The organism is Rubellimicrobium aerolatum (genome assembly GCF_017872975.1).
Taxonomy (GTDB): Bacteria; Pseudomonadota; Alphaproteobacteria; order Rhodobacterales; family Rhodobacteraceae; genus Rubellimicrobium; species Rubellimicrobium aerolatum.
Window position 1 is genome coordinate 71,879 of sequence record NZ_JAGGJP010000005.1, and the last position, 22,880, is coordinate 94,758.

The following is a 22,880-nucleotide window of genomic DNA, read 5'->3' on the forward strand; positions in this document are numbered from 1 at the left end:
AATTCCCCTGACCCCTCCCTCGGCGCGGACCCAGGGCCCGGCCGCCCGCGTTGATCCCTCGACCGCTCCGCTTCCCCCCTCACCCCATCCCAACGCGCCCATGACCCCGCCCCGGCCCACCTACCCCGCCTACGCCCGCTCCGAGCGCATCGCCGACGGCGTGATCCACGCCCTGGGCGTGGCCTTCGCGGTGGCCGGGGCCGGCGCGCTCACCGTGCTGGCCGCGCGCCACGCCGGCGGCGCCCGCGCCGTCGCGGCGGCGGTCTACGGCGCGGCGCTGGTGGCGACCTTCCTGGCCTCGGCCTTCTACCACATGACTCCGTGGGAACGGCTGCGCCCCGCGCTCCGCCGCATCGACCACGCGGCGATCTTCCTCAAGATCGCCGGCACCTTCACGCCCCTCGCGGTCCTCGCGGGGGGGCCGATGGCCTGGGGGGTGCTGGCGCTGGTCTGGACGCTCGCCGCCTTCGGCGCGCTCGCCAAGGTGCTCTGGTGGCACGAGCCCGGCTGGGCCGGCCTCGCCCTCTACCTGGGCCTCGGCTGGCTCGGCCTGCCGCTGGTCTGGCCGCTGGCCGGGGTGCTGCCGGGCACGGCGCTCGCCCTCGCCGTCGCGGGGGGCCTCCTCTACACGCTGGGCGTGGTGTTCTTCGCCTGGGAGCGGCTCAAGTTCTCCAACGCCATCTGGCACGCCTTCGTGCTGCTGGCCTCGGGGTGCTTCTTCGCCGCCATCACGCTGGGCACCTTCGCCTGAGGGCGAGGGGCGGCACCTTCGCCTGACGGCGCGGGGCGCGCGGCCCTAGAGCCCCATCTCCCGCGCCGCCTGCGCCACCACCGCCATCCGCTCCCCGTTCGAGGGATGCGTGCCCAGGAAGCGGTCGCCCGGATCGGGCAGCCGCAGGAAGAACAGCGACCCCCGCACCGGGTCGAAGCCCGCCCGCGCCGCGACCATCGCGCCCAGCCGGTCGGCCTCCAGCTCGAACTCCTTGGAGTAGCTGCGCGCGCCCAGCTCCGCGCCCAGCATCCGCGCGTCGCGGATCATCGCCGGGGTCGCGCCCGCCGTCTGGCTGGCGATCTGCCCCAGCACCGCCGCCCCCATGGTCGCGTACTGGTCCTGCCGCGCGAGGTGCCCGGCGATGTGGTGGCTCGCCTCGTGCGCCATCACCAGCGCCAGCTCGTCGCTGTTCTCGACCGAGGCGATCAGCGCCCCCGTGAAGGCCAGGATCGGCCGCCCGCTCCGGTCCAGCGCCTGGAAGGCGTTGGCCGGCAGCCCCGGCCGGTCGTCCACGACGATGCGGAAATCGCAGTTCGCGCCCGGGTTGCGGATCGCGCAGTCCCGCTCGGCCACCGGCTCCACCCGCGCCGCGACCTCCAGGAAGGCCCGCGCCCGCGCCGCGCCCTCCGACAGGGGCGCCGCGGCGGCGGGGACGGCGCCCGCGCGATCCGGCTGGCGATCGGGCGGGACGCCCCAGGGGGTGCCGCAGGCGGACAGGATCAGCAGGGCCGCCAGGGCGGCGAGGGGGCGCGGGCTCATCGACGGCTCGGGAGGGGGGGGCTCGGGTCGGGCTCGGGTCGGGGGTGGCCCGTCCAGCCTACGCGGCGGCGCGGCGGGGGGCCAGCGCTTTCGCCCGCCCGCTCACGACATCGGCACGCCCTCCGCCCCGACGCCGCCCGCCGATTCCGGCCCCATCCCGGCCCCATCCCGGCCCGAACCTGGCCCGAACCTGGGTTGCCCCGCGCGCGCCCGCGCCCTACCCTCGCCCCATGGTCACCATCGAGCACGATTTCGACGCCACCGTCGTCACCCTGGTGGACGAGGGCCCCGCCCCCCTGCGGGAGGACGTGACGATCAACCTCTTCGAGGATTGCGTCACCGTGGAGCAATACGACGAGCGGCGGGACGAGGTGGTGACGGTCACCCTGTCCATGGCCCAGATCCGCGACCTCCGCGCGGCGCTGGACCTGCCCGAGGGGATCTACAAGGTCCGCCCGGCGTAGGGGGGCGCCGCCCCCCGCTTCGCTCCCCGCGGGATGCCTGGGATCGGAAGAAACGGCGGGCAGCCCTCAAGGCCTCGGCACGGCCGGAAGCCGGGCGCCCCGCGTTCCTCCGGCCCAGGTCGGGGCCATGCCTCTCAACTTGGCCCAAATACGCAAGCGACGTCCCGGCCCGCGCAAGGCTCGGCGTCCGGCCCCCCTCCCCCCATGAGGGCGCGGCCCGGACGCGCCGACGAAGGGCCGCCCCCGCTGGCATCCGCCCGCCGCACCGCCTACCTAGATCCCCGAAGGCCACGAGGACCGCCATGCCCGACCCGAACCCCGCCGCGCTCGACTTCCTGCTCTCGCGCCGCTCGCGCCCCGCGCGCACCCTGTCGCTTCCCGTCCCCTCCCCCGAGGAGGTCGCCCGCCTGCTGTCGGCCGCCACCCGCGTCCCCGACCACGGCAAGCTCGAACCCTGGCGCTTCCTCGTCCTCGCCCGCCCCGCCACCGACCGCCTCGCCGCCCTGGTCGAGGCGCGCGGCGCGGCGCTCGGCGTCGAGCCCGAGAGGATCGCCAAGGCCGCCTCGCAATACGCCATGGCCGACCTCGCGGTCGTGGTCGTGCAGGTCCCCCGCCCCACCGACAAGGTGCCCCTGATCGAGCAGGCCTACTCCGCCGGGGCCGTCTGCCTGGGCCTCCTCAACGCCGCCACCGCCGCCGGCTTCGGGGCCAACTGGCTCACCGGCTGGCCCGTCTACGACGAGGCGTTCCGCCGCGACGGCCTGGGCCTCGCCCCCGGCGAGACGGTCGCCGGCGTCCTCCACATCGGCACGCCCACGGCCGAAGCGCCCGACCGCCCGCGCCCCGACCTCCAGCGCCTCGTCGCCTGGGTCCGCGAATGACCGCCCGCGCCCGCCCGGCCGCCCCGATGGGGGGCCGCCCATGATCCGCGACGTCGCGCTGGCGCTGGGCCAGCTCCCCGACCGCCGCTTCCAGAGGGTGCTCTGGCGCGGCGTGGGCCTGTCGGTGCTGCTGCTCGGCGCGGCCTCGGCGGGGCTCCTCTGGGCGGTCCAGTGGCTCCTCCCCGACGGCGTGACCCTGCCCTGGTGGGGCGAGGTCGCCTGGCTCGACGACCTCGCCGGCTGGGCGCTCCTTCCCGTCCTCCTCGTCCTGTCGGTCCTGCTGATGGTCCCCGTCGCCTCGGCCATGACCTCGCTCTTCCTGGAGGAGGTCGCCGAAGCCGTCGAGGACCGCCATTACCCCCGCCTGCCGCCCGCGAAACCGCAGCCCTGGTCCGAGGCGATCGGCGAATCGCTCTCCGCCTTCGGCATCGCGCTGCTGGCGAACCTGCTGGCGCTGGCGGCCTCGCTGCTGCTCGCCCCCTTCGCGCCGCTCATCTTCATCGGCGTGAACGGGCTGCTGCTCGGCCGCGAATACTTCCTCGTGGCGGCGATGCGGCGCGAGGGCCGCGCGGGCGCCTATGCCCTGCTCCGCTCCAACCGCGGCCGCGTCTGGCTATCCGGCTGCCTCATGGCGATCCCGCTGTTCGTGCCGATCCTGAACCTCGTGGTGCCGACGCTCGGCGCGGCGGCCTTCACGCATCTCTACCACCGGCTGGCGCGCGGTCAGTCCGCCTGAACCGGGTCCATCCGCCCGAACCAGTCGAGGTCGCGCACCCCCCAGGGCCCCCAGACCAGCAGCGCCGCCATCACGCCCCAGAGCACCACCGCCACCAGCGTCGTGACCCGCGCCTTGCCCCGCAGGTCGAAGTCGTGCGGCGACGAGGCGTGCGTCCCCGGCACCACCTCGCCCGCCTCGCCCTGCGTCGTGTTCCGCAGGGGCAGCACGACGAAGAACACCATGAACCAGGTCACGGCGAACAGCACGATGGCGCTGGTGATGGTCATGGGACTCTCCTGGGTGGCTCCGCGCCGCGAGATAGGCCTCCGCCGCGCCCGCGCCAAGCGCCCCCGAGGTCGCAGGCGCCCCCCGCCCCCCGGAACGCGGGCGATCGGACGCCTCAGACCTGCTCCAGCTCCACCAGCGTCCCGTCGAAGTCCTTCGGATGCAGGAACAGCACCGGCTTGCCGTGCGCGCCGATCCTCGGCTCCCCGCTCCCCAGCACCCGCGCGCCCGCCGCCACCAGCCGGTCGCGCGCCGCCCCCAGGTCCTCGACCTCGTAGCAGACGTGGTGCATCCCGCCCGAGGGGTTCTTCTCCAGGAACCCGGCCACCGGGCTCCCCTCGCCCAGGGGCTCCAGCAGCTCGACCTTGGTGTTGGGCAGCGTCACGAAGACCACCCGGACCCCGTGCTCGGGCAGCTCCACCGGCGGCCCGACCTCGGCCCCCAGCGCGTCGCGATACCGCGCAGCGGCCCGCGCGAGGTCCGGCACCACCAGCGCCACGTGATTCAATCGTCCGATCATGCGCCCGATCCTCGCCCCGACCGGCCTTCGACGCAAGATCCCTCGGATTTCCCCGCCGCGGTTAACCGCCCGTTCACCACTCCCGGGCGAACCTCCCTCCCGAACAGACCCGGAGCGACCCATGGGCCACCTCGACGACCTCCTTCCCCCCCGCGCCCCGACGGCGGACCAGCCGCTCGCCGGCCTCACCCTCCTGCTGGTGGAGGACAGCCGCCTCGCCTCCGAGGGGGTGCGCCTCCTCTGCCGCCGCTCGGGGGCGCGGCTCCGGCGCGCGGACAGCCTCGCCACGGCGGAACGCCACCTGCGCGGCTACCGCCCCGACGTGGCCCTCGTGGACCTCCACCTCCCCGACGGCTCGGGGCTCGATCTGATCGCGGGGCTGGCCCGCGCCACGCCGCGCCTCGACATGATCCTCGGGCTCAGCGGCGACGACGCCCTCGCCCCCGCCGCCCACGCCGCCGGGGCCGACGGCTTCCTGCCCAAGCCCCTCGGCCTCGCCGCCTTCCAGGCCGCGCTCCTCGCCCGCCTGCCCGCCTCCCGCCAGCCCCCCGCCCGCCGCCCGCTCCCCCAGGCCGAGCCGCGCCCCGACGCCACCGCGCTGCGCGAGGATCTGGCCCAGGCCGCCCGCCTGCTCGACGGCGATTCGGCCTACGCCGCGCGCTTCCTGCAAGGGGTGGCCCGCGCCGCCGGCGACCGGGCGCTGGCCCGCGCCGCCGAGGCCGCCACCCGCGGCACGCCCCCGGCGCTGGCCCTCCTGCGCGAGGCCGTGGCCACCCGCCTCGCCCCCGCCGCCCGTCCGTGGGATGGGGATTCGCCCGCCCCGCGCTCCACCCCATAGGGCGGGCGTCGGCCCGCCAGGATCGCGCCCCACGCCGCCCCACCTCACCCCAGCGCCGGGTCCCGCGCCACCAGCACCGCCGCCGTCAGCTCCGACAGCCTCGCCCGCTGCCGCCCCTCCGCGTCGAAGTTCCCCCGCTCCAGCCAGCGCCCGAACGCCGCCCGCAGGCGGGGCCACTCCTTGTCCACCGCCGCGAACCAGGCCGTGTCGCGGTTCCTCCCCTTCACCACCGCCGCCTGCCGGAACACGCCCTCGTAGCTCAGCCCCAGCCGCTGCGCCGCCCGCCGGCTCCCCAGGTTCAGCGCGTCGCACTTCCATTCGTACCGCCGATACCCCGCCTCGAAGGCCCAGCGCATCATCAGCACCATCGCCTCCGTCGCCGCCGCGCCCTTCTGGAGCGCGGGCGAAAGGTTGATGTGCCCCACCTCGATCACGCCGTTCGCCGGGTCGATCCGCAGGAAGCTCGCCACCCCCGCCGCCCGGCCGGTGTCGAGGTCGCGGATCGCGTAGAAGAACGGGTCGTCCAGGGTTGCGACCCGCTCGGCCCAGGCCGTCCATTCCCCCTCCGAGCCGAACGGCCCATAGGGCAGGTAATCCCAGGTCGCCTCCGATTCGCGGTTGGCGGCATGGACCTGCGGCCCGTGCCGCGCCGGGTCCAGCCGTTCGAGCCGCACCCGGCGCCCCTCGATCACCGCCGGCCCCGGCCGGGGCGGCGGCGTCCAGCCCGGCACGGGCTCGCCCAGCGGGCGCGGATCGGTCATCGGGGGCTCTCCTGCGGCAAGGGACGACGCCATCTCGCCCCACCCCCGGCCCGCCCGCAAGCCCCGCCCGTGCTGGCGTATTTGCGCCAGGTTGATGAGCCATGCCTCTCGACCCGGCCCAGATACGCCAGCGACGCCGGCCCCGCACGCGCCGCCGGGGATCGGGGCCCCGAATCACCCCGCGCCGCCCTCCCCGGGGGGCGTTGCGCGAATCGCGCCTGACCGTTCGTTGCTGTCGGACGCCGTTAACCCGCCGGTGGCATCCTCCTCGCGACACGCAACCCCAGGCCCCGGAAAGGACTCGCCATGCCGCTCGACCACGACCCCGACGACGACCTCTCCTGGATGGAGGCCTATGGCTGCGGCCCGGGCTTCCTCGACGCCGTGCGCCTTTGCGGCGCCCGCCAGCGCGCCCGCCAGTCCCGCTGGCGGGCCGAGCTCGACCCGGAGGTGCGCCGCCTCTGGGACGAGGCGCTAGGCCTCGCGGACCACCCGCAGCCCAAGCTCGCGGAGCTGGGCGGCCAGCGGCTCGGAGGGCGCCCCCATGAGGAGGTCCTCGGCCCGCTGGTTCATCGGGAACAGGATGACCTCGCGGATGTTCTGCTCGTCCGCGAGCAGCATCACGATCCGGTCGATCCCGGCCGCGCAGCCGCCGTGCGGGGGGGCGCCGTGGCGGAAGGCGTTGACCATGCCGCCGAACCGCTTCTCGACCTCCTCGGGCGGGTAGCCCGCGATCTCGAAGGCCCGGAACATGATCTCGGGCGTGTGGTTGCGGATGCCGCCCGAGATCAATTCATACCCGTTGCAGGCGAGGTCGTATTGATAGGCCACGACGCCCAGCGGATCGCCCTCCAGCGCCTCCAGCCCCCCCTGCGGCATGGAGAACGGATTGTGCGAGAAGTCGATGCGCCCGTCGTCGCCCTTCTCGAACATCGGGAAATCGACGATCCAGCAGAAGGCGAAGCGGTCCTTGTCGGTGAGCCCCAGCTCCTCCCCGATGACCGTCCGCGCCCGCCCGGCGATCTTCTCGAAAGCGTCGGGCTTGCCCCCGAGGAAGAACGCCGCATCCCCGAGCCCGAGCCCCAACTGGCTGCGGATCGCCTCCGTGCGCTCCGGCCCGATGTTCTTGGCCAAGGGGCCTGCGGCTTCCATGCCGGACCCGTCCTCGGCCTCGCGCCAGAAGATGTAGCCCATGCCGGGCAGCCCTTCCTTCTGGGCCCAGGCGTTCATGCGGTCGCAGAACTTGCGGCTTCCGCCCTTGGGCGCGGGGATGGCGCGCACCTCGGTCCCCTCCTGCTCCAGGAGCCGGGCAAAGACCGCGAAGCCCGAGCCCCGGAAGTGCTCGCTCACCACCTGCATCTCGATGGGGTTCCGCAGGTCAGGCTTGTCCGTCCCGTATTTCAGCGCGGCGTCGCGGTAGGAGATCAGCGGCCACTCGCTGTCCACCGTCCGCCCGCCGCCGAACTCCTCGAACACGCCCCGGATCACCGGCTGGACGGTCGCGAACACGTCCTCCTGCGTGACGAAGCTCATCTCCAGGTCGAGCTGGTAGAAGTCGGTGGGCGACCGGTCCGCCCGCGGGTCCTCGTCGCGGAAGCAGGGCGCGATCTGGAAGTAGCGGTCGAAGCCCGACACCATCAGCAGTTGCTTGAACTGCTGCGGCGCCTGCGGCAGCGCGTAGAACCTGCCCGGATGGAGGCGGCTCGGCACGAGGAAGTCTCGCGCCCCCTCGGGCGAGGACGCGGTGATGATGGGCGTCTGGTATTCGCGGAAGCCCTGCCCCCACATCCGTTCCCGCAGGAAGCGGACCACGTCGCTCCGCAGCGTCATCTTGCGCTGCATGACCTCGCGCCGGAGATCGAGGAAGCGATACCGCAGCCGGGTCTCCTCGGGGTATTCCTGGTCGCCGAACACCTGCAACGGCAGCTCCCCGGCGGGCCCGAGCACCTCGACCTCGCGGATGAAGACCTCGACTTCGCCGGTCGGGATCTTCGGGTTCACGAGGGCCGAGTCCCGCGCCTTCACCACGCCGTCGATGCGGATGCACCACTCGGCGCGCAGCTTCTCCACGTCCCCGAAGGCCGGGGAATCGGGGTCCACGAGGCATTGCGTGATGCCGTAATGGTCCCGCAGGTCCACGAAGAGGATGCCGCCGTGGTCCCTCACCCGATGGACCCAGCCCGAGAGCCGGACGGTCTGGCCCACATCCGAGGCGCGCAGATCGGCGCAGGTCTGGGTGCGATAGCGGTGCATGAACGGTCCTCCGGCAGGGTCGGGCCGATCCATCGCAAAGGGCCCCGGAAGTCAAGCCGCGCGCGGGCCGGGGCGTCGCTTGCGTATTTGGGCCAAGTTGAGAGGCATGGCTTCAACTTGGCGCAAGTACGCGCCAGGGTCCGGGGGCGGCAGCCCCCGGGGGTTCAGCCCAGCGCCGCCGGCACCAGCCCGCGCAGCGCGTTCCCCACCGCGAGCCGGACGGCGCCCAGTTCCTCCGCCCGCAGGACCTCCTCCCGCGCGCCGCGCTCCAGCATCTCCGCGCGCAGCACGCCCGGCAGGCAGCCGCAACCGAGCGGTGGCGTGCGCCAGCCCTCGCCCCGGTCGAAGAACAGGTTGGCAATGGTTCCCTCGCAGGCCTCGCCGCGCTCGTTGAGGAACAGCCACTCCTCCACGCCGGGGGGCAGCGCGGCCCGCGCCCTGTCATACAGCGCCCGCCGCGTCGTCTTGTGCCGCAGCCACGGGTCGCCCGACGCCAGCCGCTCGGGATGCACCCGCACCCGCCACTGCGGCGCGGGCGTGGGCAACGCCCCCTCCGTCACCGCGAACCGCCCGTCCGCGCCCATCGTCAGCCGCAGCCTCGCCGGCCCCGACCGCCCCTCGCGCAGCGCCGCCCGCGCCCGGCCCTCGTCGAAGGACCAGCCGAACGCCGCCGCCGACCTTGCCATGCGGGCGAGATGCCGCGCCTCGCGCACGGGCGCGGCCCCGTCCCAGGCCAGCGTCTCGATCAGCCGCAGCTCACGCATCCAGAGCCGGCCCCAGGAAGCGCGCCTTCCACAGCGCCTCCTCCCACTCCCCATCGGCGGTGGAATCGGCCACCACGCCACCGCCGACGTTCACGGTCACGTCCCGTCCAACGATGCTCAACGTGCGGATCGCCACCGAGAAGTCGCACCGCCCATCCGGCGCCATCCAGCCCACCGCGCCGCAGTAGACGCCGCGCGGATGCGGCTCCAGCTCGCGGATCACCTGCATGGCGCGGATCTTGGGCGCGCCCGTCACCGACCCGCAGGGGAACAGCGCCGGCATCAGCCGCGCGAGCGAGGCGGGCCCGCACAGCTCCCCCTCGACGGTGGAGGTCATCTGGTGGACCGTCGCATAAGGCTCGATCGCATAAAGCGCCGGGACGCGGACCGAGCCCGGCCGCGCCAGCCGCCCGATGTCGTTCCGCAGCAGGTCCACGATCATCAGGTTCTCGGCCCGCGCCTTGACGCTCGCCCGCAGCTCGGCGGCCAGCGCCGCGTCGCGCGCGGGGTCGGGGTCGCGCGGCGCGGTGCCCTTCATCGGGCGCGCGACGACGCGCCCCTCGCCGTCCACCCGAAAGAACAGCTCGGGCGACAGCGACGCCACCACCGGCCCCACGCCCATCTCGGCATAGGCCGCATGGCCCGGCCCTCCCGTCCCCCGCAACCGGCGGAAGAGGTCCAGCGGCTCGCCCTCCAGCCGAGAGGCCAGCGGAAAGGTCAGGTTCACCTGATAGCAGTCCCCCGCCGCGATGTAGCCCAGCACCCGCCCGATGGCGCGGTCATAGTCCCCGCGCGCCACCACCGGCTCGGGGACGGACAGCCGCGCGGCCCCACCGCCGCCCAGCCCACCGGCCCGCGGACCCTCCGGGAACACCCCCAGCGCCAGCAGCGGCCCCGGCCCCCGCATGACGCCCCCCAGGCGCGGCTCGAAGGCCGCCCCCGCCTCGTAGGCGATCCAGCCCGCCACCCAGGCCCCCGCCGCCCGCGCGGCGTCCGCCCGCTCCAGCGCCGGCCCCACCTCGGCGGGCGTCTGTGCCACGATCACCCCGGACGCGCCCGCGAACCAGGCGGGGCCACGCGGGCCGTGCTCGACGTAGATGCGGGGAACTGAAGTCATTGGGTCGCAAAAGCCCGGAGACGTTGAGGATTTCCGAGAGAACGCTTGCCGCTAGCGTCAAGCTCGGGCCTACTGGATCGCAAGGCGGAGCCGATAACCGCCGAAAAGGCAACAGGAGAGACACGTTGATCGACTCGTCCGACCACGACCTGATGGAGGACAAGAAGCTCCTCCACAAGATGGGCTACGCCCAGGAACTCAGCCGCTCCATGAGCCGCTTCTCCAACTTCGCGATCTCCTTCTCGATCATCTGCATCCTGTCGGGGGGGATCAACAGCTTCGCGCAGGCGATCTCCTCGGTTGGCGGCGCGGGCGCGGGGATCGGCTGGATCGTCGGCTGCCTCCTGTCGGGGCTCTTCGCGCTGGCGATGGCGCAGATCGCCTCGGCCTTCCCGACGGCGGGGGGGCTCTACCATTGGGCCTCGATCCTGGGGAACCGCTTCCTGGGCTGGATCACGGCCTGGCTGAACCTGCTCGGGCTCATCACCGTGCTGGGCGCCATCAACATCGGCACCGCCTACTTCTTCGCGGGCACCTTCGGCCCCGCCCTGGGCTTCACCGGGACGGACTGGCAGGTGGTGGGCTTCGTCGCCGTCATCACCGGCGCGCAGGCGCTGTTCAACCACCTGGGCATCCGCGTCACGGCGATGCTGACCGACGCCTCGGGCTACATCATCTTCGCCACCACGGCCGTGCTGATCCTGGCCTGCCTGTGGTTCGCCCCGGCCCTCGACATCAGCCGGCTCTGGACATTCACCAACTACTCGGGCGAGGCCGGAGGCGACGTGTTCCCGCGCTCCGAGAACATCGGCTACCTGTTCCTCCTCTGCCTGCTGCTGCCGGTCTACACGATCACCGGCTACGACGCCTCGGCCCACACCTCCGAGGAGACGGTCCGCGCCGCCCATTCGGTGCCCCGCTCGATCGTCTCGGCGGTGCTGTGGTCGTCGCTGATCGGCTGGCTGATGATCTGCGCCATCACCCTCGCCATCCCCGACATGGACGCGGCGGCGGCGCAGGGCTGGGGGATGTTCTTCGCCACCATGGACGCGATCCTGCCCGCGGGCCTCAAGAACGTGATCTTCTTCTTCATCCTGATCGCGCAGTTCCTGTGCGGGCTGGCCACCGTCACCTCGGCGTCGCGGATGCTGTTCGCCTTCTCGCGCGACGACGGCGTGCCGGGTGCGTCGCGGGCGCTGGCGCGGGTGTCGCCCCGCTACCGCACCCCCGTCGCGGCGATCTGGACGGCGGCCGTGCTTTGCGTCCTTTACGTGCTCCTCGCGCTCTCCATCAAGGTCGGCGAAACGAGCATCTACGTCATCGTCGTGAACTCGACGCTGGTGTTCCTGTTCCTGTCCTTCACGGTGCCGCTGGTCGCCGGGATGTTCGCTTACGGCACCGCGAAATGGCCCACCCCCGGCCCCTGGAGCTTGGGCGCCGGCCTTTACCGGCTGGTGACTCTGGGCGCGATCCTCGGCATGGCGGTGATCCTGTTCATCGCCGTGGCCCCGCCGAACGAACGGGTGCTCTGGGTCGTGCTGGGCTTCGTCGCCCTCGCGGTCGTCCTCTGGCTCGCGGTCGAGAACCGTCGCTTCAAGGGCCCGCCCATGGGCGCGGAGATCGCCCGCCGCCAGGCCCTGATCGCCGAGGCCGAGCGCGCGGTGGGCGAGGGCGCCTGACCCCCCCGTCGGGGCGGGCCCGCGACGGCCCGCCCCATCCCCGCCCCGTCCTTCGGCCCCTCCCGGCCTTGCGGCCCCCGGCCCCTTGTCTATAAGCGCGTCGATTTGCGCGTGGGGTGGGACAATGCCGAAGCGGACCGACATCAAGAGCATCATGATCATCGGCGCGGGGCCCATCGTCATCGGGCAGGCCTGCGAGTTCGACTATTCCGGCGCCCAGGCCTGCAAGGCGCTGCGCGAGGAAGGCTACCGGGTCATCCTGGTGAACTCCAACCCGGCCACCATCATGACCGACCCCGGCCTCGCCGACGCCACCTACATCGAGCCGATCACCCCCGACGTGGTGGCCCGCATCATCGAGAAGGAGCGGCCCGACGCCCTCCTCCCCACCATGGGCGGGCAGACCGGCCTCAACACCTCGCTGGCGCTGGCCGACATGGGCGTGCTGGAGAAGTTCGGCGTGGAGCTGATCGGCGCCAAGCGCGAGGCCATCGAGATGGCCGAGGACCGCAAGCTCTTCCGCGAGGCGATGGACCGCATCGGCATCGAGAACCCCAAGGCCGAGATCGTCACCGCCCCCAAGGGGCCGGACGGCAAGCGCGACCTCAAGGAGGGCGTGCGGCTGGCGCTGGAGGCGCTGGAGCACATCGGCCTCCCCGCCATCATCCGCCCCGCCTTCACGCTGGGCGGAACGGGGGGCGGCGTCGCCTACAACCGCGCCGAGTATGAGCACCTCTGCCGCACCGGCATGGACGCCTCGCCCGTCGGCCAGATCCTCGTGGACGAATCCCTCCTCGGCTGGAAGGAGTTCGAGATGGAGGTGGTCCGCGACCGCGCGGACAACGCCATCATCGTCTGCTCCATCGAGAACGTGGACCCGATGGGCGTCCACACCGGGGACTCCATCACCGTCGCCCCCGCGCTGACGCTGACCGACAAGGAATACCAGGAGATGCGGAACGGCTCCATCGCCGTCCTGCGCGAGATCGGGGTGGAGACGGGCGGCTCCAACGTCCAGTGGGCCATCAACCCCGCCGACGGCCGCATGGTCGTGATCGAGATGAACCCCCGCGTCTCCCGCTCCTCGGCGCTCGCCTCCAAGGCCACCGGCTTCCCCATCGCCAAGGTCGCGGCCAAGCTCGCCGTCGGCTACACGCTGGACGAGCTCGACAACGACATCACCAAGGTCACGCCCGCCTCCTTCGAGCCGACCATCGACTACGTGGTCACGAAGATCCCCCGCTTCGCCTTCGAGAAGTTCCCCGGCGCGCAGCCCCTCCTCACCACCGCCATGAAGTCGGTGGGCGAGGCCATGGCCATCGGCCGCACCATCCACGAATCGCTCCAGAAGGCGCTGGCCTCGATGGAGACCGGCCTTTCCGGCTTCGACGAGGTGCAGATCCCCGGCGCGCCCGACAAGTCGGCGGTCGTCGCCGCGCTGTCCAAGGCCACCCCCGACCGCCTCCGCACCATCGCCCAGGCCATGCGCCACGGCCTTTCGGACGACGAGATCAACGCCGCCACCGCCTACGACCCCTGGTTCCTGTCCCGCATCCGCGAGATCGTGGACGCCGAGGCCCAGATCCGCAAGGATGGCCTCCCCGTCACCGAATCCGCCCTGCGCCACCTCAAGATGATGGGCTTCACCGACGCCCGCCTCGCCAAGCTCACGGGCCGCGACGAGGGCCAGGTCCGCCGCGCCCGCGAACGGCTGGGCGTCACCGCCGTCTTCAAGCGCATCGACACCTGCGGGGCCGAGTTCGAGGCCCAGACCCCCTACATGTATTCGACCTACGAATCCCCCGCCATGGGCGAGGTCGAGGACGAGGCCCGCCCCTCCGACCGCAAGAAGGTCGTCATCCTCGGCGGCGGCCCCAACCGCATCGGCCAGGGGATCGAGTTCGACTACTGCTGCTGCCACGCCTGCTTCGCCCTGAGCGATGCCGGCTACGAGACCATCATGGTCAACTGCAACCCCGAGACGGTCAGCACCGACTACGACACCTCCGACCGCCTCTACTTCGAGCCCGTGACCTTCGAGCACGTCATGGAGATCCTGCGCGTCGAGCAGTCGAACGGCACGCTCCACGGCGTCATCGTCCAGTTCGGCGGCCAGACGCCCCTCAAGCTCGCCCAGGGGCTCAAGGACGCTGGCATCCCCATCCTCGGCACCACCCCCGACGCCATCGACCTCGCCGAGGACCGCGAGCGGTTCCAGCAGCTCGTCGAGCGCCTGGGCCTCAAGCAGCCCGTCAACGGCATCGCTTCCTCGCCCGAGCAGGCCTTCCAGATCGCCGAGCGCATCGGCTTCCCCCTGGTGATCCGCCCGAGCTACGTCCTCGGCGGCCGCGCCATGGAGATCGTGCGCGACCAGGACCAGCTCTCGCGCTACATCCGCGAGGCCGTCCACGTCTCGGGCGACTCCCCGGTCCTCCTCGACTCCTACCTCTCCGGCGCGGTCGAGGTGGATGTGGACGCCCTCTGCGACGGCACCCGCGTCCACGTCGCCGGCATCATGCAGCACATCGAGGAGGCGGGCGTCCATTCCGGCGACTCCGCCTGCTGCCTGCCGCCCCACACCCTGAGCCCCGCGATCATCGCCGAGATCCGCCAGCAGACCGAGGCGCTGGCCCTCGCCCTCCATGTCGTCGGCCTGATGAACGTGCAGTTCGCGGTCAAGGACGGCGACGTGTATCTGCTGGAGGTGAACCCCCGCGCCTCCCGCACGGTCCCCTTCGTCGCCAAGGCCACCGACTCGGCCATCGCCAGCATCGCCGCCCGCCTCATGGCCGGCGAATCGCTCGACGCCTTCCCCCTCCGCGCGCCCTACCCGAACGCCAGCTACGACACCCCCCTCCCCTATGCCGACCCGATGACCCTCGTGGAGCCGACGATGCCGTGGTTCTCGGTCAAGGAGGCGGTGCTCCCCTTCGCCCGCTTCCCCGGTGTGGACACCATCCTCGGCCCCGAGATGCGCTCCACCGGCGAGGTGATGGGCTGGGACCGTTCGTTCGCCCGCGCCTTCCTCAAGGCGCAGATGGGCGCGGGCGTGGTCCTGCCGACCGAGGGCCGGGTCTTCCTGTCCATCAAGGACGCCGACAAGGGCGAGGACATGCTGGAGGCCGCGCGCATCCTGACGACCCTCGGCTTCTCGATCCTGGCCACGCGCGGCACCGCCGCCTGGCTCCACGCCGCTGGGATCGAGGCGCATCTGGTGAACAAGGTCTACGAGGGCGGGTTGACCATCGTGGACCGCCTCAAGGACGGCCACATCGCCCTGGTGATGAACACGACCGAGGGCACCCAGGCCGTGAGCGACAGCCGCGACATCCGCGCGGCGGCGCTGTCGGAGCGCATCCCGTATTACACCACCGCCGCCGGAGCCCACGCGGCGGCGCTGGCGATCCAGGCGCGGGAGGAAGGCGAAGTGGGGGTGCGGGCGTTGCAGGCGTGAGAGAGGCTGAACATTTCTACTGATAAACTCAATATTATCTGTTTTCCCTCAACAGAGAACAGAATGCTCTCTGTTGAGCTAAAGCGCAAGGGTCAGAAAGTTCCCTTTATGCTGATGCCAACTTCGACGTTTACGCCTACCAAATTTGACCATCCATCAGCATCGGCATAGTCACATTTCGTAAAGGCTGTTATCTGACTTAGAGGCCTAATTTCCTTTGCTGGCTTTGCCCAAGAAATCTCTGCGTGCAGACCTCCTATAAATGCTTTCCAGCCGTCGATATTTGGATTGCCCTGAAGTTCGACTGCACTCATCGCATTTTGTAGGCCGTCGCGAATAGCAATTGCTAGAGCTGCTGTTGCCGCCTGCTTGAAAATAAGCGCAAACTCTTCCGGTGTTGAAGCAGCATTAATGGTTTCCGCATTGAGATTCAGTTCCATCGCCATCTCCAGCCTGATTCTTACAAGCCCATGAGCTATCAGAGCTCTCTTGAGGCGACATAGGCGTAATGCCTCAAAGCCATAAATGTTCTACGTAGGCACCATCATTGTTTCCCAAGATTGACGTTACGTCAAGCACCTTGTTAAGGTCGGCTAGGTATCTGCTTACTCGGTGGCAACCGCTTGGCGCGCGTTTCCATCTGCCCTCGCGCGGTTTAGGCACTATCCCACACCGCAGTGAGGGACCTTTACATCTGCAGCCAGCGTAGGGTGGGTGCCAACCCACCATCCGTCCACCCAGCCCGAGCCCTCGCCGGTGGGTTTCACCCACCTACGACCTCCCCGTGAGAGTCGCGCGCCTCCCGCCCCGATCGCCCCCACCGCGTGAACCCCGCAAGCCGAGGAACGCGCCCCAAGGCACCGACCTCCGCCCCGCAGGGCGGGGTTCCACCCCGCCGCGCGCCGGCGGCCCCCCGCGCCCGCGCCGCCCTCTCAACTTGGCCCAAATACGCAAGCCCCGCCTCCGCCCGCGCCGCGCGCTGGTGGGATGGAGCCCCGCCCACGCCAGCGGAGCCGCCGCTTCCCGGCCCCCCGATCCCTAAAATGCCACGCAACACGCAACGCCCGTTGCTGTCAGGCCCCGTTAACGCCCGCGTGCGATTCTCCCTCCCACGCGGCCCGGAGTCCCTCGCGACCTCCGCGCCCCCCTGAGGCCCGCCCACGCGGCCTCCCCCCGCGCCGGAGGTCCCCTCGCCCCCGGCCGGTCTGTTTGACAGCGCGACGGGCCGCTGGCCCAAACGCCACCTGGGCGAGAGGTCCCAGCCGCCGGCGCGTCGTGCACGCGCCTCCCGTGGGCCGGGCAGTCAATCCGGCACCACGGCCCCCGATCCCCCCGGGCCGCGCGCCAGAACGGCCCGCGCCCGGGCGGGTCATGGACCCGCGCTCACCGCAGGATCGGCTCCAGCGGATCGTAGGCGATCGCCCCCGCGTCCCCCCAAGCCACGGCGGCAAGGCTGTCGGGCTTCACCCGCAGCCGCGCCATCTCGGCCCGCGTCACCCAGACGCGGTGCGAGACCACCCCCTCCGGGTCCACCCAATCCCCGTCGGGGTCGCCCGCCAGCATCCGGCAGCGGAAGTAGATGTCCACCTGATGAAAGGTCCCGCGCGGATCGTGGAACTCGTTGACGAGGCAGGGCTCCCCTACCTCGACCACCAGCCCCGTCTCCTCCCGCACCTCGCGGACCAGCGCCTCGGGGAGCGACTGGTGCGCCTCCACCCCGCCCCCCGGCGCGCACCACAGATGCGTCCGCCCCTTCCAGGCGTTCACGAGGAGGAGGCGGTCGTCGCGCCGGAGGATCGCGCGCACGGCAAGGCGGGGCGAGGGCATGGCCGCCAGCCTGACCGCTCCCGCCGCCGCTGGCAAGTCAGCCGCGGCCCCGGACGGGCAACCGCCCCAGCGCCTCCAGCACCTGCCGCCCCAGCTCCTCGGCGGTGAAGGGCTTGGCGAGCACCGCCTCGCCCCGCAGGTCGTGGCCGGCGGCGTAGCCGGTGAAGAACAGCACCGGCAGCCCCGGCCGTTCCGCCCGCAGCGACCGCGCCAGCGCCGGCCCGTCCGTCCCCGGCATCACGACGTCGGTCAGCAGCAGGTCCACGGCGTGAAGCTGCGCCATCGCCACCGCCACGGCGGCGTTCGGCGCCTCGACCACCTCGTAGCCCATCTCGCGCAGCAGCGCCGCCGTGACGGGGCGCACCTGCGCGTCGTCGTCCACCAGCAGCACCGTCGCCCCGCCATGCAGCCCTGCCGTCGCCGCCTCCGGCCCATCCGCGTCCTCGGCCCGCAGCGCCGATCGCGGCAGGATCATCGCCACCGTCGTCCCCGCCCCGACCGCGCTCTCGGCCCGCAGCTCGCCCCCGCTCGCCTGCACCACGCCATGCACCTGCGCGAGGCCCAGGCCCGTGCCCTTGCCCGGCTCCTTGGTGGTGAAGAACGGCTCGAAGGCCCGCGCCAGCACCGCCTCCTCCATGCCGCAACCGGTGTCGGCCATCGCGATCTCCACCCGGTCGCCCGCGCCGAAGTCGCCCGGCCCCGTCGCCCCGCCCGGCAGGTTGCGCGCCCGCAGCCGCACCATGCCCACGCCGGCCAGCGCGTCCCGCGCGTTCACCGCGAGGTTGAGGACCGCCACCTCCAGCTGGTGCGGGTCCGCCATCACCGGCCACAGCCCCGGCTCCACGTCGATGGCCAGCTCGATCCGCGCGCCCATCGCGTGCCGCAGCATCGGCCCGAGCCCCGGCAGCATCCGCCCCAGGTCGAGCACCTGCGGCTCGGTCGGCTGGCGGCGGGCGAAGGCCAGCATCTGCCGCACCAGCGCCGCCGCCCGGTCCCCCGCCTTGCGCCCCTCGACGATCAGGAACCGCAGCTTCTCGTCCTCGATGCGCCGGTCCAGCATGGCGAAGGCCCCCTGGATGGCGGCCAGCACGTTGTTGAAGTCGTGCGCGACCCCGCCCACGACCTGCCCCAGCGCCTCCAGCTTCTGCGCCTGCACGAGCCGCCCCTGCGCCTCCTCGCGGCGCCTCATCTCGGCCTCCAGCGCCCGAGCCGTCTCCTGGAGGCTGCCCGTCCGCTCCTCGACCCGCCGCTCCAGCTCGGCGTTGAGCCGCCCGAGCCGCTCGCGGCTCTCGGCGAGGGCGATCTCGGCGGCCTTGCGGCCGGTGATGTCGCGGGCGATGCCGACGAAGCGCACGGGCTGGCCGTCCACGAAATGGACCTGCCCCTTGGCGGCGATCCAGCGCTCCATCCCGTCCAGCCGGCCGATGGCGCGATACTCGATGTCGTAGTCGCCCGTGCCCTCGGGATCGAGCGCGGCCCGCGCCGCCGCCGCCACGCGGGCGCGGTCCCCGGGATGCACCGCCATCAGGAACTCGCGCTCGCTGCCCATCTCGGCCTCGGGCGGCAGGCCGAACAGCTCCTTGCTGCGCGCGTCCCAGCGCAGGACGCGGGCGACGGGATCGTGGTCCCAGGTGCCGATCCGGGCGGCCTCGGTCGCCAGCCGGAGCCGGTCCTCGCTGTCGCGCAGCCGCGCCTCGGCGGCGTGGCGGGCCGTCAGGTCCTGCATCGCCCCGATCATCCGCACCGGGCGGCCCTGCGCGTCGCGCAGCAGGAAGCCCCGGTCCAGCACGTCGGCATAGCCCCCGTCGGCCCGCCGGAAGCGGTATTCGGCGGTCCAGTTGGTGTCCTGCCCGTCGATGATCTCCCGCGCCTGCCGCGCCACGCGGCCCCGGTCGTCGGGATGCACCCGCTCCAGCCACCAGCTCTCGGGCGTCACCGTCTCCTCGTGGCCGAACAGCGTGCCAAGGGACTCGTTCCAGATCACCTGCCGGTCGGCGAGCCTCATGTCCCAGATCACGTCGTTGGTCGCCCGCGCCGCCAGCCGGTAGCGCTCCTCCGTCTCGCGCAGGCGACGCTTGGCGCGGGCCCGCTCCACCGCCGACCAGGTGCGGGCGGCCACGTCCTCCACCAGCCGCGCCTCCGTCCCCGTCCAGAGCCGGGGCGTCCCGGACTCGACCGACAGCACCGCGACGAGCCGCCCGTCCTTGACCAGCGGCACGCAGACGACCGACCCCAGGCCGCGCAGCCGGCGCGCGCCGTCGCCCCAGGCGCTCGCGAGGCGGGGATCGGCCTGCACGTCCGGCGACAGGAACGGCGTCCCGCCCCGCAGCGTGCCCGCCAGGGGCCCGAACTGCTCCAGCGCGTAGCTGTGATCCATCGCCCCCGTCGGCATCTCGGGGGCGAAGCCGCCGAGGATGCGGTAGGTGCCGGCGTCCTCGTCCACCTCGCCGTAGCAGACGCGGTCCACCCCCAGCTCGCGGGCCAGCGCCTCGGCGGCGGTGGCGATGGTCTCGGCGGGATCGCCCAAGGCTCGCAGCCGGTCCGTCAGCTTCAGGAGGAAGGCGTCGCGGGCGGCCGCCAATCGCCGCGCCTCGGCGTCGCGGCGCGAGTCGTCCACGTCCGTCGCCATGCCGACCCAGGCGAAGATCGCGCCGTCGGCGTCGCGCAGGGGGGCGGAATGGCTGAGGTGCCAGCGCCAGCTTTGGTCCCGCTCGCGCCGCAGCCGCAGCTCGACCTGGTAGGGCCGGCCATCGGCCCGCGCCCGCGCCCGCCGCGCCAGCAGCAGCGGGCGGTCCTCGGGATGCACCCCCTCGGCCCAGTCCCGGCTGCCGGTCGCGGCGGGGCCGCTGAACTCGCGCGCGGCGGCGTTGAAGTATTCGACCGACCCGTCCGCCCGGCCGATCCACATCTTCTCCGGGGCGTTCTCGATCAGGGCCCGGAACCGCGCCTCGGTGGCCCTCAGCCGGTCGTCGGCGCGGCGGCGCTCGGTGATGTCCTCGACCACCGACACGAAGAACTCGGGCCGCCCGTCCTCGTCGCGGACGAGCCCCACGGTGAGCTGCGCCCACACGACCGCGCCCGACTTGGCGAGATAGCGCTTCTCCATCGAATACGAGGCGACGCGCCCCTCCAGCAGCGCCTCGACGTTGCCCAGGTCGGCGGCCAGATCCTCGGGATGGGTGATCGCCTGGAAGCTCGTGGCGCGCAGCTCATGGGGACCGTAGCCCAGGATCGCGCAGAAGCGGGCGTTCGTCTCCAGCAGGCGCCCGTCGAGCCCGACCCGCGCCACGCCGACCGCTGCCTGCTCGAAGAGCGCGCGATACCAGGCCTCGCTGGTCGCCCGCCCCGCGTCGTCGGCGGGGTCGCGGTTCGCGACATCGCTCAGGACGCCGATCCAGCGCGGCGCGGCGCTGCCGGGCAACAGGCTCGCCCGGCAGCGGACCCAGCGGTAGCCGCCGCTGGCGGTCCGCAGGCGGAACTCGGATTCGGCATGGTCCGGCGCGCTCGGGTCCGCGGAGCGCAGCGTCAGCCGGTCCCGGTCGGCGGGATGGAGCGCCCGTCGCCAGCCGTCCCCGAGGAGCGCCTCGGCCGGCAATCCCGTGAACGCCTCGTAACGCGCGTTGACGTAGACGTTGCGGCTGTCCTCGTCCGTCACGAAGACGATGGCCGGCATGGCATCCACCATCGCCGCGAGGTCGGGCAGCGCGTCGTTGGGGACCGGCACCGGCTTTCCGTCGCCCTGCAAGCTGCTCGGCCCCCCGTCCATTGCCGCGACACGTTCCCCCAGGATGTCGTCGGCTCGTTCCTAGTCGCAACGGCAGGTTGCAACCTCATCACGTCTCCGTGTGAAGCGGGAACCGGATTCGGGGATAGGGCGTTGCAAACCCCTCGTCAGGCGCGGCGGATGCGGGTGACGTGCCCCATCTTGCGCCCGTCCCGCACCTCGGCCTTGCCATAGAGGTGGACGCGCGACCCATCCTTCAGCAGCGCGGGCAGCCGATCCATGTCGGGACCGATCAGGTTCTCCATCACCACGTCGGCATGGCGCGCGCCGTCGCCCAGCGGCAGGCCCACGACCGCGCGGATGTGCTGCTCGAACTGGTCGATCAGGCACCCGGCCTCGGTCCAGTGCCCCGAGTTGTGGACGCGCGGCGCGATCTCGTTGACCAGGAGGCCCCGCGCCGTGACGAACAGCTCCACGCCCATCACGCCCACGTAGTCGAGCGCGTTCAGGATGCGCGCCGCCGCCAGCACGGCGTCGGACCGCAGCCCCGGCGACAGCCGCGCCGGAACGGTCGTCGTCCGCAGGATGCCGCCCTCGTGGACGTTCTCGCCGGGGTCGTAGGCCGCCACCGACCCATCGAGCCCCCGCGCCGCGATCACCGACACCTCCCGCTCGAAGGCGACGAAGCCTTCCAGGATCGCCGGCCGCCCGCCCATCTGCGCGAAGGCCGCCTCCGCGCCCTCGGGCGACAGGATGCGCGCCTGCCCCTTGCCGTCGTAGCCCAGGGTCCGGGTCTTGAGGATCGCCGGCGTCCCGATCACCGCCAGGGCCTGCGCGAGGTCGCCTTCCTCGTCCACCGCGGCATAGGGCGCGGTGCGAAGACCCAGCTCGTGCAGGAAGGTCTTCTCGTCCAGCCGGTCGCGCGAGGTCGCCAGCGCCTTGCGGTTGGGCCGGATCGGCACGACGGCCTCGATCAGGTCCAGCGCGGCGGGGGGGATGTTCTCGAACTCGTAGGTCACGACATCGACCGACCCGGCGAAGGCGCGCAGCGCGTCCTCGTCGCCATAGGCCGCATGGGTCGCGGCGCGCGCCACCTCGGCGGCCGGGGCGTTCCGGTCGGGGTCGAAGACATGGACATGGAAGCCCAGCCGCGCCGCCGCCATCGCGAGCATCCGCCCCAGTTGCCCGCCGCCCAGGATGCCGACCGTCGCCCCCGGCCGCAGCGCCTCAGTCATGCGGCACCTCGGGGACCGAGGCCGACAGCGCCTCGCGCCAGGCCACCAGCCGCTCGGCCAGCGCCTCGTCCGACAGCGCCAGGATCGCCGCCGCCATCAGCGCCGCGTTCACCGCGCCGGCCGCGCCGATCGCCATGGTCGCCACCGGGAACCCGCGCGGCATCTGCACGATGGAGTAGAGCGAATCGACCCCGCCGAGCGCCTTCGTCTCGATGGGGACGCCGATCACGGGCAGCGGGGTCTTGGAGGCCATCATCCCCGGCAGGTGCGCCGCCCCGCCCGCGCCCGCGATGACGACCCGGATCCCGCGCCCCTTCGCCTCGCGCCCGTAGGACCAGAGCCGGTCCGGCGTCCGGTGCGCCGACACGATCCGCGCCTCGTGGCCGACGCCCAGCTCGTCCAGCACCCGCGCGGCCTCGCGCATCGTCGGCCAGTCGGACTGGCTTCCCATGATGATCCCGACGGGTGGCATCAGGCGATGATGTCCGGCAGCAGCCGGTCCTCGATCAGGCGGATGCGGTCCTTCAGGATCAGCTTCTCCTTCTTCTTGCGGCGGATGGTCAGCATGTCGCGCGCGCCCTCGGCCTCAAGGGCCTGGATCGTCTCGTCGAGTTCCCGATGCTCGCGCTTGAGCACGTCCAGCTCCACGCGCAGCACCTCGGCCTCGTCCATGGCGGCAGTGATGTTCATCGGCTCCTCGCAAGGGTCCCGGAACTCTAGCGCCTCGGCCCGCTTTCGGCCACCCCCTCGGGGGACTTGCTGGCCGGGCCGCCGGTGCCCATATTCATCGGCAGGCGGCTGCCCATCCAGGGGGCCGCGCCAGACGGTC

20 protein-coding genes are annotated in these 22,880 nt (G+C 72.4%); 7 read left to right on the top strand and 13 right to left on the bottom strand.

The annotated features are described in order from the left end of the window. The first annotated feature begins 100 nt into the window (after positions 1–100). Positions 101–751: a PAQR family membrane homeostasis protein TrhA gene (trhA, locus tag J2Z33_RS07540; protein ID WP_209839498.1), complete on the top strand. Its 651-nt coding sequence runs from the start codon at positions 101–103 to the stop codon at positions 749–751. A 45-nt stretch (positions 752–796) separates the two neighbouring features. On the opposite strand, the gene J2Z33_RS07545 is transcribed toward trhA, so the two are convergent. Then, complete coding sequence (locus J2Z33_RS07545; RefSeq protein WP_209839500.1) at positions 797–1,531, bottom strand: M48 family metallopeptidase; 735 nt, start codon at positions 1,529–1,531, stop codon at positions 797–799. A gap of 230 nt (positions 1,532–1,761) precedes the next feature. On the opposite strand from J2Z33_RS07545, the gene J2Z33_RS07550 reads away from it, so the two are divergent. From J2Z33_RS07550 to J2Z33_RS07560, 3 genes are all read left to right on the top strand, one after another. Continuing rightward, positions 1,762–1,995 carry a hypothetical protein gene (locus J2Z33_RS07550; protein WP_209839502.1) on the top strand — a complete coding sequence of 78 codons (234 nt, stop codon included), beginning with the start codon at positions 1,762–1,764 and terminating at the stop codon, positions 1,993–1,995. A 302-nt stretch (positions 1,996–2,297) separates the two neighbouring features. Beyond that, positions 2,298–2,876, top strand: a complete 579-nt coding sequence (locus tag J2Z33_RS07555; protein ID WP_209839504.1) for a nitroreductase family protein — start codon at positions 2,298–2,300, stop codon at positions 2,874–2,876. 40 nt (positions 2,877–2,916) lie between these two features. Beyond that, positions 2,917–3,612: an EI24 domain-containing protein gene (locus tag J2Z33_RS07560; RefSeq protein ID WP_209839506.1), complete on the top strand. Its 696-nt coding sequence runs from the start codon at positions 2,917–2,919 to the stop codon at positions 3,610–3,612. Here J2Z33_RS07560 and J2Z33_RS07565 read toward each other — a convergent pair. Both J2Z33_RS07565 and mce read right to left on the bottom strand, forming a co-directional pair. Next, on the bottom strand, positions 3,600–3,881 hold the full coding sequence (locus J2Z33_RS07565; protein ID WP_209839508.1) for a DUF1467 family protein: 282 nt from the start codon (positions 3,879–3,881) through the stop codon (positions 3,600–3,602). The genes J2Z33_RS07560 and J2Z33_RS07565 overlap by 13 nt on opposite strands. Before the next feature lie 113 nt (positions 3,882–3,994). Then, entirely contained in the window at positions 3,995–4,399 is a 405-nt protein-coding gene (mce, locus tag J2Z33_RS07570) for a methylmalonyl-CoA epimerase (protein ID WP_209839510.1), read from the bottom strand. A 121-nt stretch (positions 4,400–4,520) separates the two neighbouring features. Here mce and J2Z33_RS07575 point away from each other — a divergent pair, with 121 nt between their 5' ends. Beyond that, a complete protein-coding gene (locus J2Z33_RS07575; protein ID WP_209839512.1) occupies positions 4,521–5,237 on the top strand; it encodes a response regulator in 717 nt (238 codons plus the stop codon). 44 nt (positions 5,238–5,281) lie between these two features. Here the strand turns inward: J2Z33_RS07575 and J2Z33_RS07580 are convergent, their stop codons facing one another. From J2Z33_RS07580 to J2Z33_RS07595, 4 genes are all read right to left on the bottom strand, one after another. After that, positions 5,282–5,998: a GNAT family N-acetyltransferase gene (locus J2Z33_RS07580; RefSeq protein ID WP_209839514.1), complete on the bottom strand. Its 717-nt coding sequence runs from the start codon at positions 5,996–5,998 to the stop codon at positions 5,282–5,284. 474 nt (positions 5,999–6,472) lie between these two features. Beyond that, a complete protein-coding gene (aspS, locus tag J2Z33_RS07585) occupies positions 6,473–8,251 on the bottom strand; it encodes an aspartate--tRNA ligase (RefSeq protein WP_209839516.1) in 1,779 nt (592 codons plus the stop codon). Between the two features lie 164 nt (positions 8,252–8,415). Continuing rightward, positions 8,416–9,015, bottom strand: a complete 600-nt coding sequence (locus J2Z33_RS07590) for an aminotransferase class IV family protein (protein WP_209839518.1) — start codon at positions 9,013–9,015, stop codon at positions 8,416–8,418. Beyond that, the gene (locus J2Z33_RS07595) at positions 9,008–10,132 is read right to left on the bottom strand and encodes an aminodeoxychorismate synthase component I (protein ID WP_209839520.1); all 1,125 of its coding nucleotides are present in this window, start codon (positions 10,130–10,132) and stop codon (positions 9,008–9,010) included. Before J2Z33_RS07595 ends, J2Z33_RS07590 begins: the two co-directional genes overlap by 8 nt. A 125-nt stretch (positions 10,133–10,257) precedes the next feature. On the opposite strand from J2Z33_RS07595, the gene J2Z33_RS07600 reads away from it, so the two are divergent. Both J2Z33_RS07600 and carB read left to right on the top strand, forming a co-directional pair. Continuing rightward, positions 10,258–11,811, top strand: a complete 1,554-nt coding sequence (locus J2Z33_RS07600; RefSeq protein ID WP_209839522.1) for an amino acid permease — start codon at positions 10,258–10,260, stop codon at positions 11,809–11,811. A gap of 124 nt (positions 11,812–11,935) precedes the next feature. Then, positions 11,936–15,265: a carbamoyl-phosphate synthase large subunit gene (gene carB / locus J2Z33_RS07605; RefSeq protein ID WP_209839524.1), complete on the top strand. Its 3,330-nt coding sequence runs from the start codon at positions 11,936–11,938 to the stop codon at positions 15,263–15,265. 92 nt (positions 15,266–15,357) lie between these two features. Here the strand turns inward: carB and J2Z33_RS07610 are convergent, their stop codons facing one another. The 6 genes from J2Z33_RS07610 to J2Z33_RS07635 form a co-directional block, all read right to left on the bottom strand. Further along, a complete protein-coding gene (locus tag J2Z33_RS07610) occupies positions 15,358–15,705 on the bottom strand; it encodes a hypothetical protein (RefSeq protein ID WP_209839525.1) in 348 nt (115 codons plus the stop codon). A gap of 943 nt (positions 15,706–16,648) precedes the next feature. Next, positions 16,649–17,092 carry an NUDIX domain-containing protein gene (locus J2Z33_RS07615; protein WP_209839527.1) on the bottom strand — a complete coding sequence of 148 codons (444 nt, stop codon included), beginning with the start codon at positions 17,090–17,092 and terminating at the stop codon, positions 16,649–16,651. Positions 17,093–17,129: 37 nt separating this feature from the next. Then, the gene (locus J2Z33_RS07620; protein WP_209839529.1) at positions 17,130–20,816 is read right to left on the bottom strand and encodes a PAS domain S-box protein; all 3,687 of its coding nucleotides are present in this window, start codon (positions 20,814–20,816) and stop codon (positions 17,130–17,132) included. A gap of 167 nt (positions 20,817–20,983) precedes the next feature. Further along, the gene (locus tag J2Z33_RS07625) at positions 20,984–22,051 is read right to left on the bottom strand and encodes a 5-(carboxyamino)imidazole ribonucleotide synthase (protein WP_209839531.1); all 1,068 of its coding nucleotides are present in this window, start codon (positions 22,049–22,051) and stop codon (positions 20,984–20,986) included. Further along, entirely contained in the window at positions 22,044–22,523 is a 480-nt protein-coding gene (gene purE / locus J2Z33_RS07630; RefSeq protein ID WP_209839533.1) for a 5-(carboxyamino)imidazole ribonucleotide mutase, read from the bottom strand. The genes J2Z33_RS07625 and purE overlap by 8 nt, the downstream gene beginning before the upstream one ends. Further along, on the bottom strand, positions 22,523–22,741 hold the full coding sequence (locus tag J2Z33_RS07635; RefSeq protein WP_209839535.1) for a YdcH family protein: 219 nt from the start codon (positions 22,739–22,741) through the stop codon (positions 22,523–22,525). Before J2Z33_RS07635 ends, purE begins: the two co-directional genes overlap by 1 nt. Between the last annotated feature and the right edge of the window lie 139 nt (positions 22,742–22,880).

Coding starts and splice junctions, on each gene's coding strand:
- J2Z33_RS07610 (WP_209839525.1), bottom strand. CDS start 15,705: ATGGAACTGAATCTCAATGCGGAAACCATTAATGCTGCTTCAACACCG.
- aspS (WP_209839516.1), bottom strand. CDS start 8,251: ATGCACCGCTATCGCACCCAGACCTGCGCCGATCTGCGCGCCTCGGAT.
- J2Z33_RS07565 (WP_209839508.1), bottom strand. CDS start 3,881: ATGACCATCACCAGCGCCATCGTGCTGTTCGCCGTGACCTGGTTCATG.
- mce (WP_209839510.1), bottom strand. CDS start 4,399: ATGATCGGACGATTGAATCACGTGGCGCTGGTGGTGCCGGACCTCGCG.
- purE (WP_209839533.1), bottom strand. CDS start 22,523: ATGCCACCCGTCGGGATCATCATGGGAAGCCAGTCCGACTGGCCGACG.
- J2Z33_RS07560 (WP_209839506.1), top strand. CDS start 2,917: ATGATCCGCGACGTCGCGCTGGCGCTGGGCCAGCTCCCCGACCGCCGC.
- trhA (WP_209839498.1), top strand. CDS start 101: ATGACCCCGCCCCGGCCCACCTACCCCGCCTACGCCCGCTCCGAGCGC.
- J2Z33_RS07590 (WP_209839518.1), bottom strand. CDS start 9,015: ATGCGTGAGCTGCGGCTGATCGAGACGCTGGCCTGGGACGGGGCCGCG.
- carB (WP_209839524.1), top strand. CDS start 11,936: ATGCCGAAGCGGACCGACATCAAGAGCATCATGATCATCGGCGCGGGG.
- J2Z33_RS07575 (WP_209839512.1), top strand. CDS start 4,521: ATGGGCCACCTCGACGACCTCCTTCCCCCCCGCGCCCCGACGGCGGAC.
- J2Z33_RS07555 (WP_209839504.1), top strand. CDS start 2,298: ATGCCCGACCCGAACCCCGCCGCGCTCGACTTCCTGCTCTCGCGCCGC.
- J2Z33_RS07580 (WP_209839514.1), bottom strand. CDS start 5,998: ATGACCGATCCGCGCCCGCTGGGCGAGCCCGTGCCGGGCTGGACGCCG.
- J2Z33_RS07595 (WP_209839520.1), bottom strand. CDS start 10,132: ATGACTTCAGTTCCCCGCATCTACGTCGAGCACGGCCCGCGTGGCCCC.
- J2Z33_RS07550 (WP_209839502.1), top strand. CDS start 1,762: ATGGTCACCATCGAGCACGATTTCGACGCCACCGTCGTCACCCTGGTG.
- J2Z33_RS07625 (WP_209839531.1), bottom strand. CDS start 22,051: ATGACTGAGGCGCTGCGGCCGGGGGCGACGGTCGGCATCCTGGGCGGC.
- J2Z33_RS07615 (WP_209839527.1), bottom strand. CDS start 17,092: ATGCCCTCGCCCCGCCTTGCCGTGCGCGCGATCCTCCGGCGCGACGAC.
- J2Z33_RS07635 (WP_209839535.1), bottom strand. CDS start 22,741: ATGAACATCACTGCCGCCATGGACGAGGCCGAGGTGCTGCGCGTGGAG.
- J2Z33_RS07545 (WP_209839500.1), bottom strand. CDS start 1,531: ATGAGCCCGCGCCCCCTCGCCGCCCTGGCGGCCCTGCTGATCCTGTCC.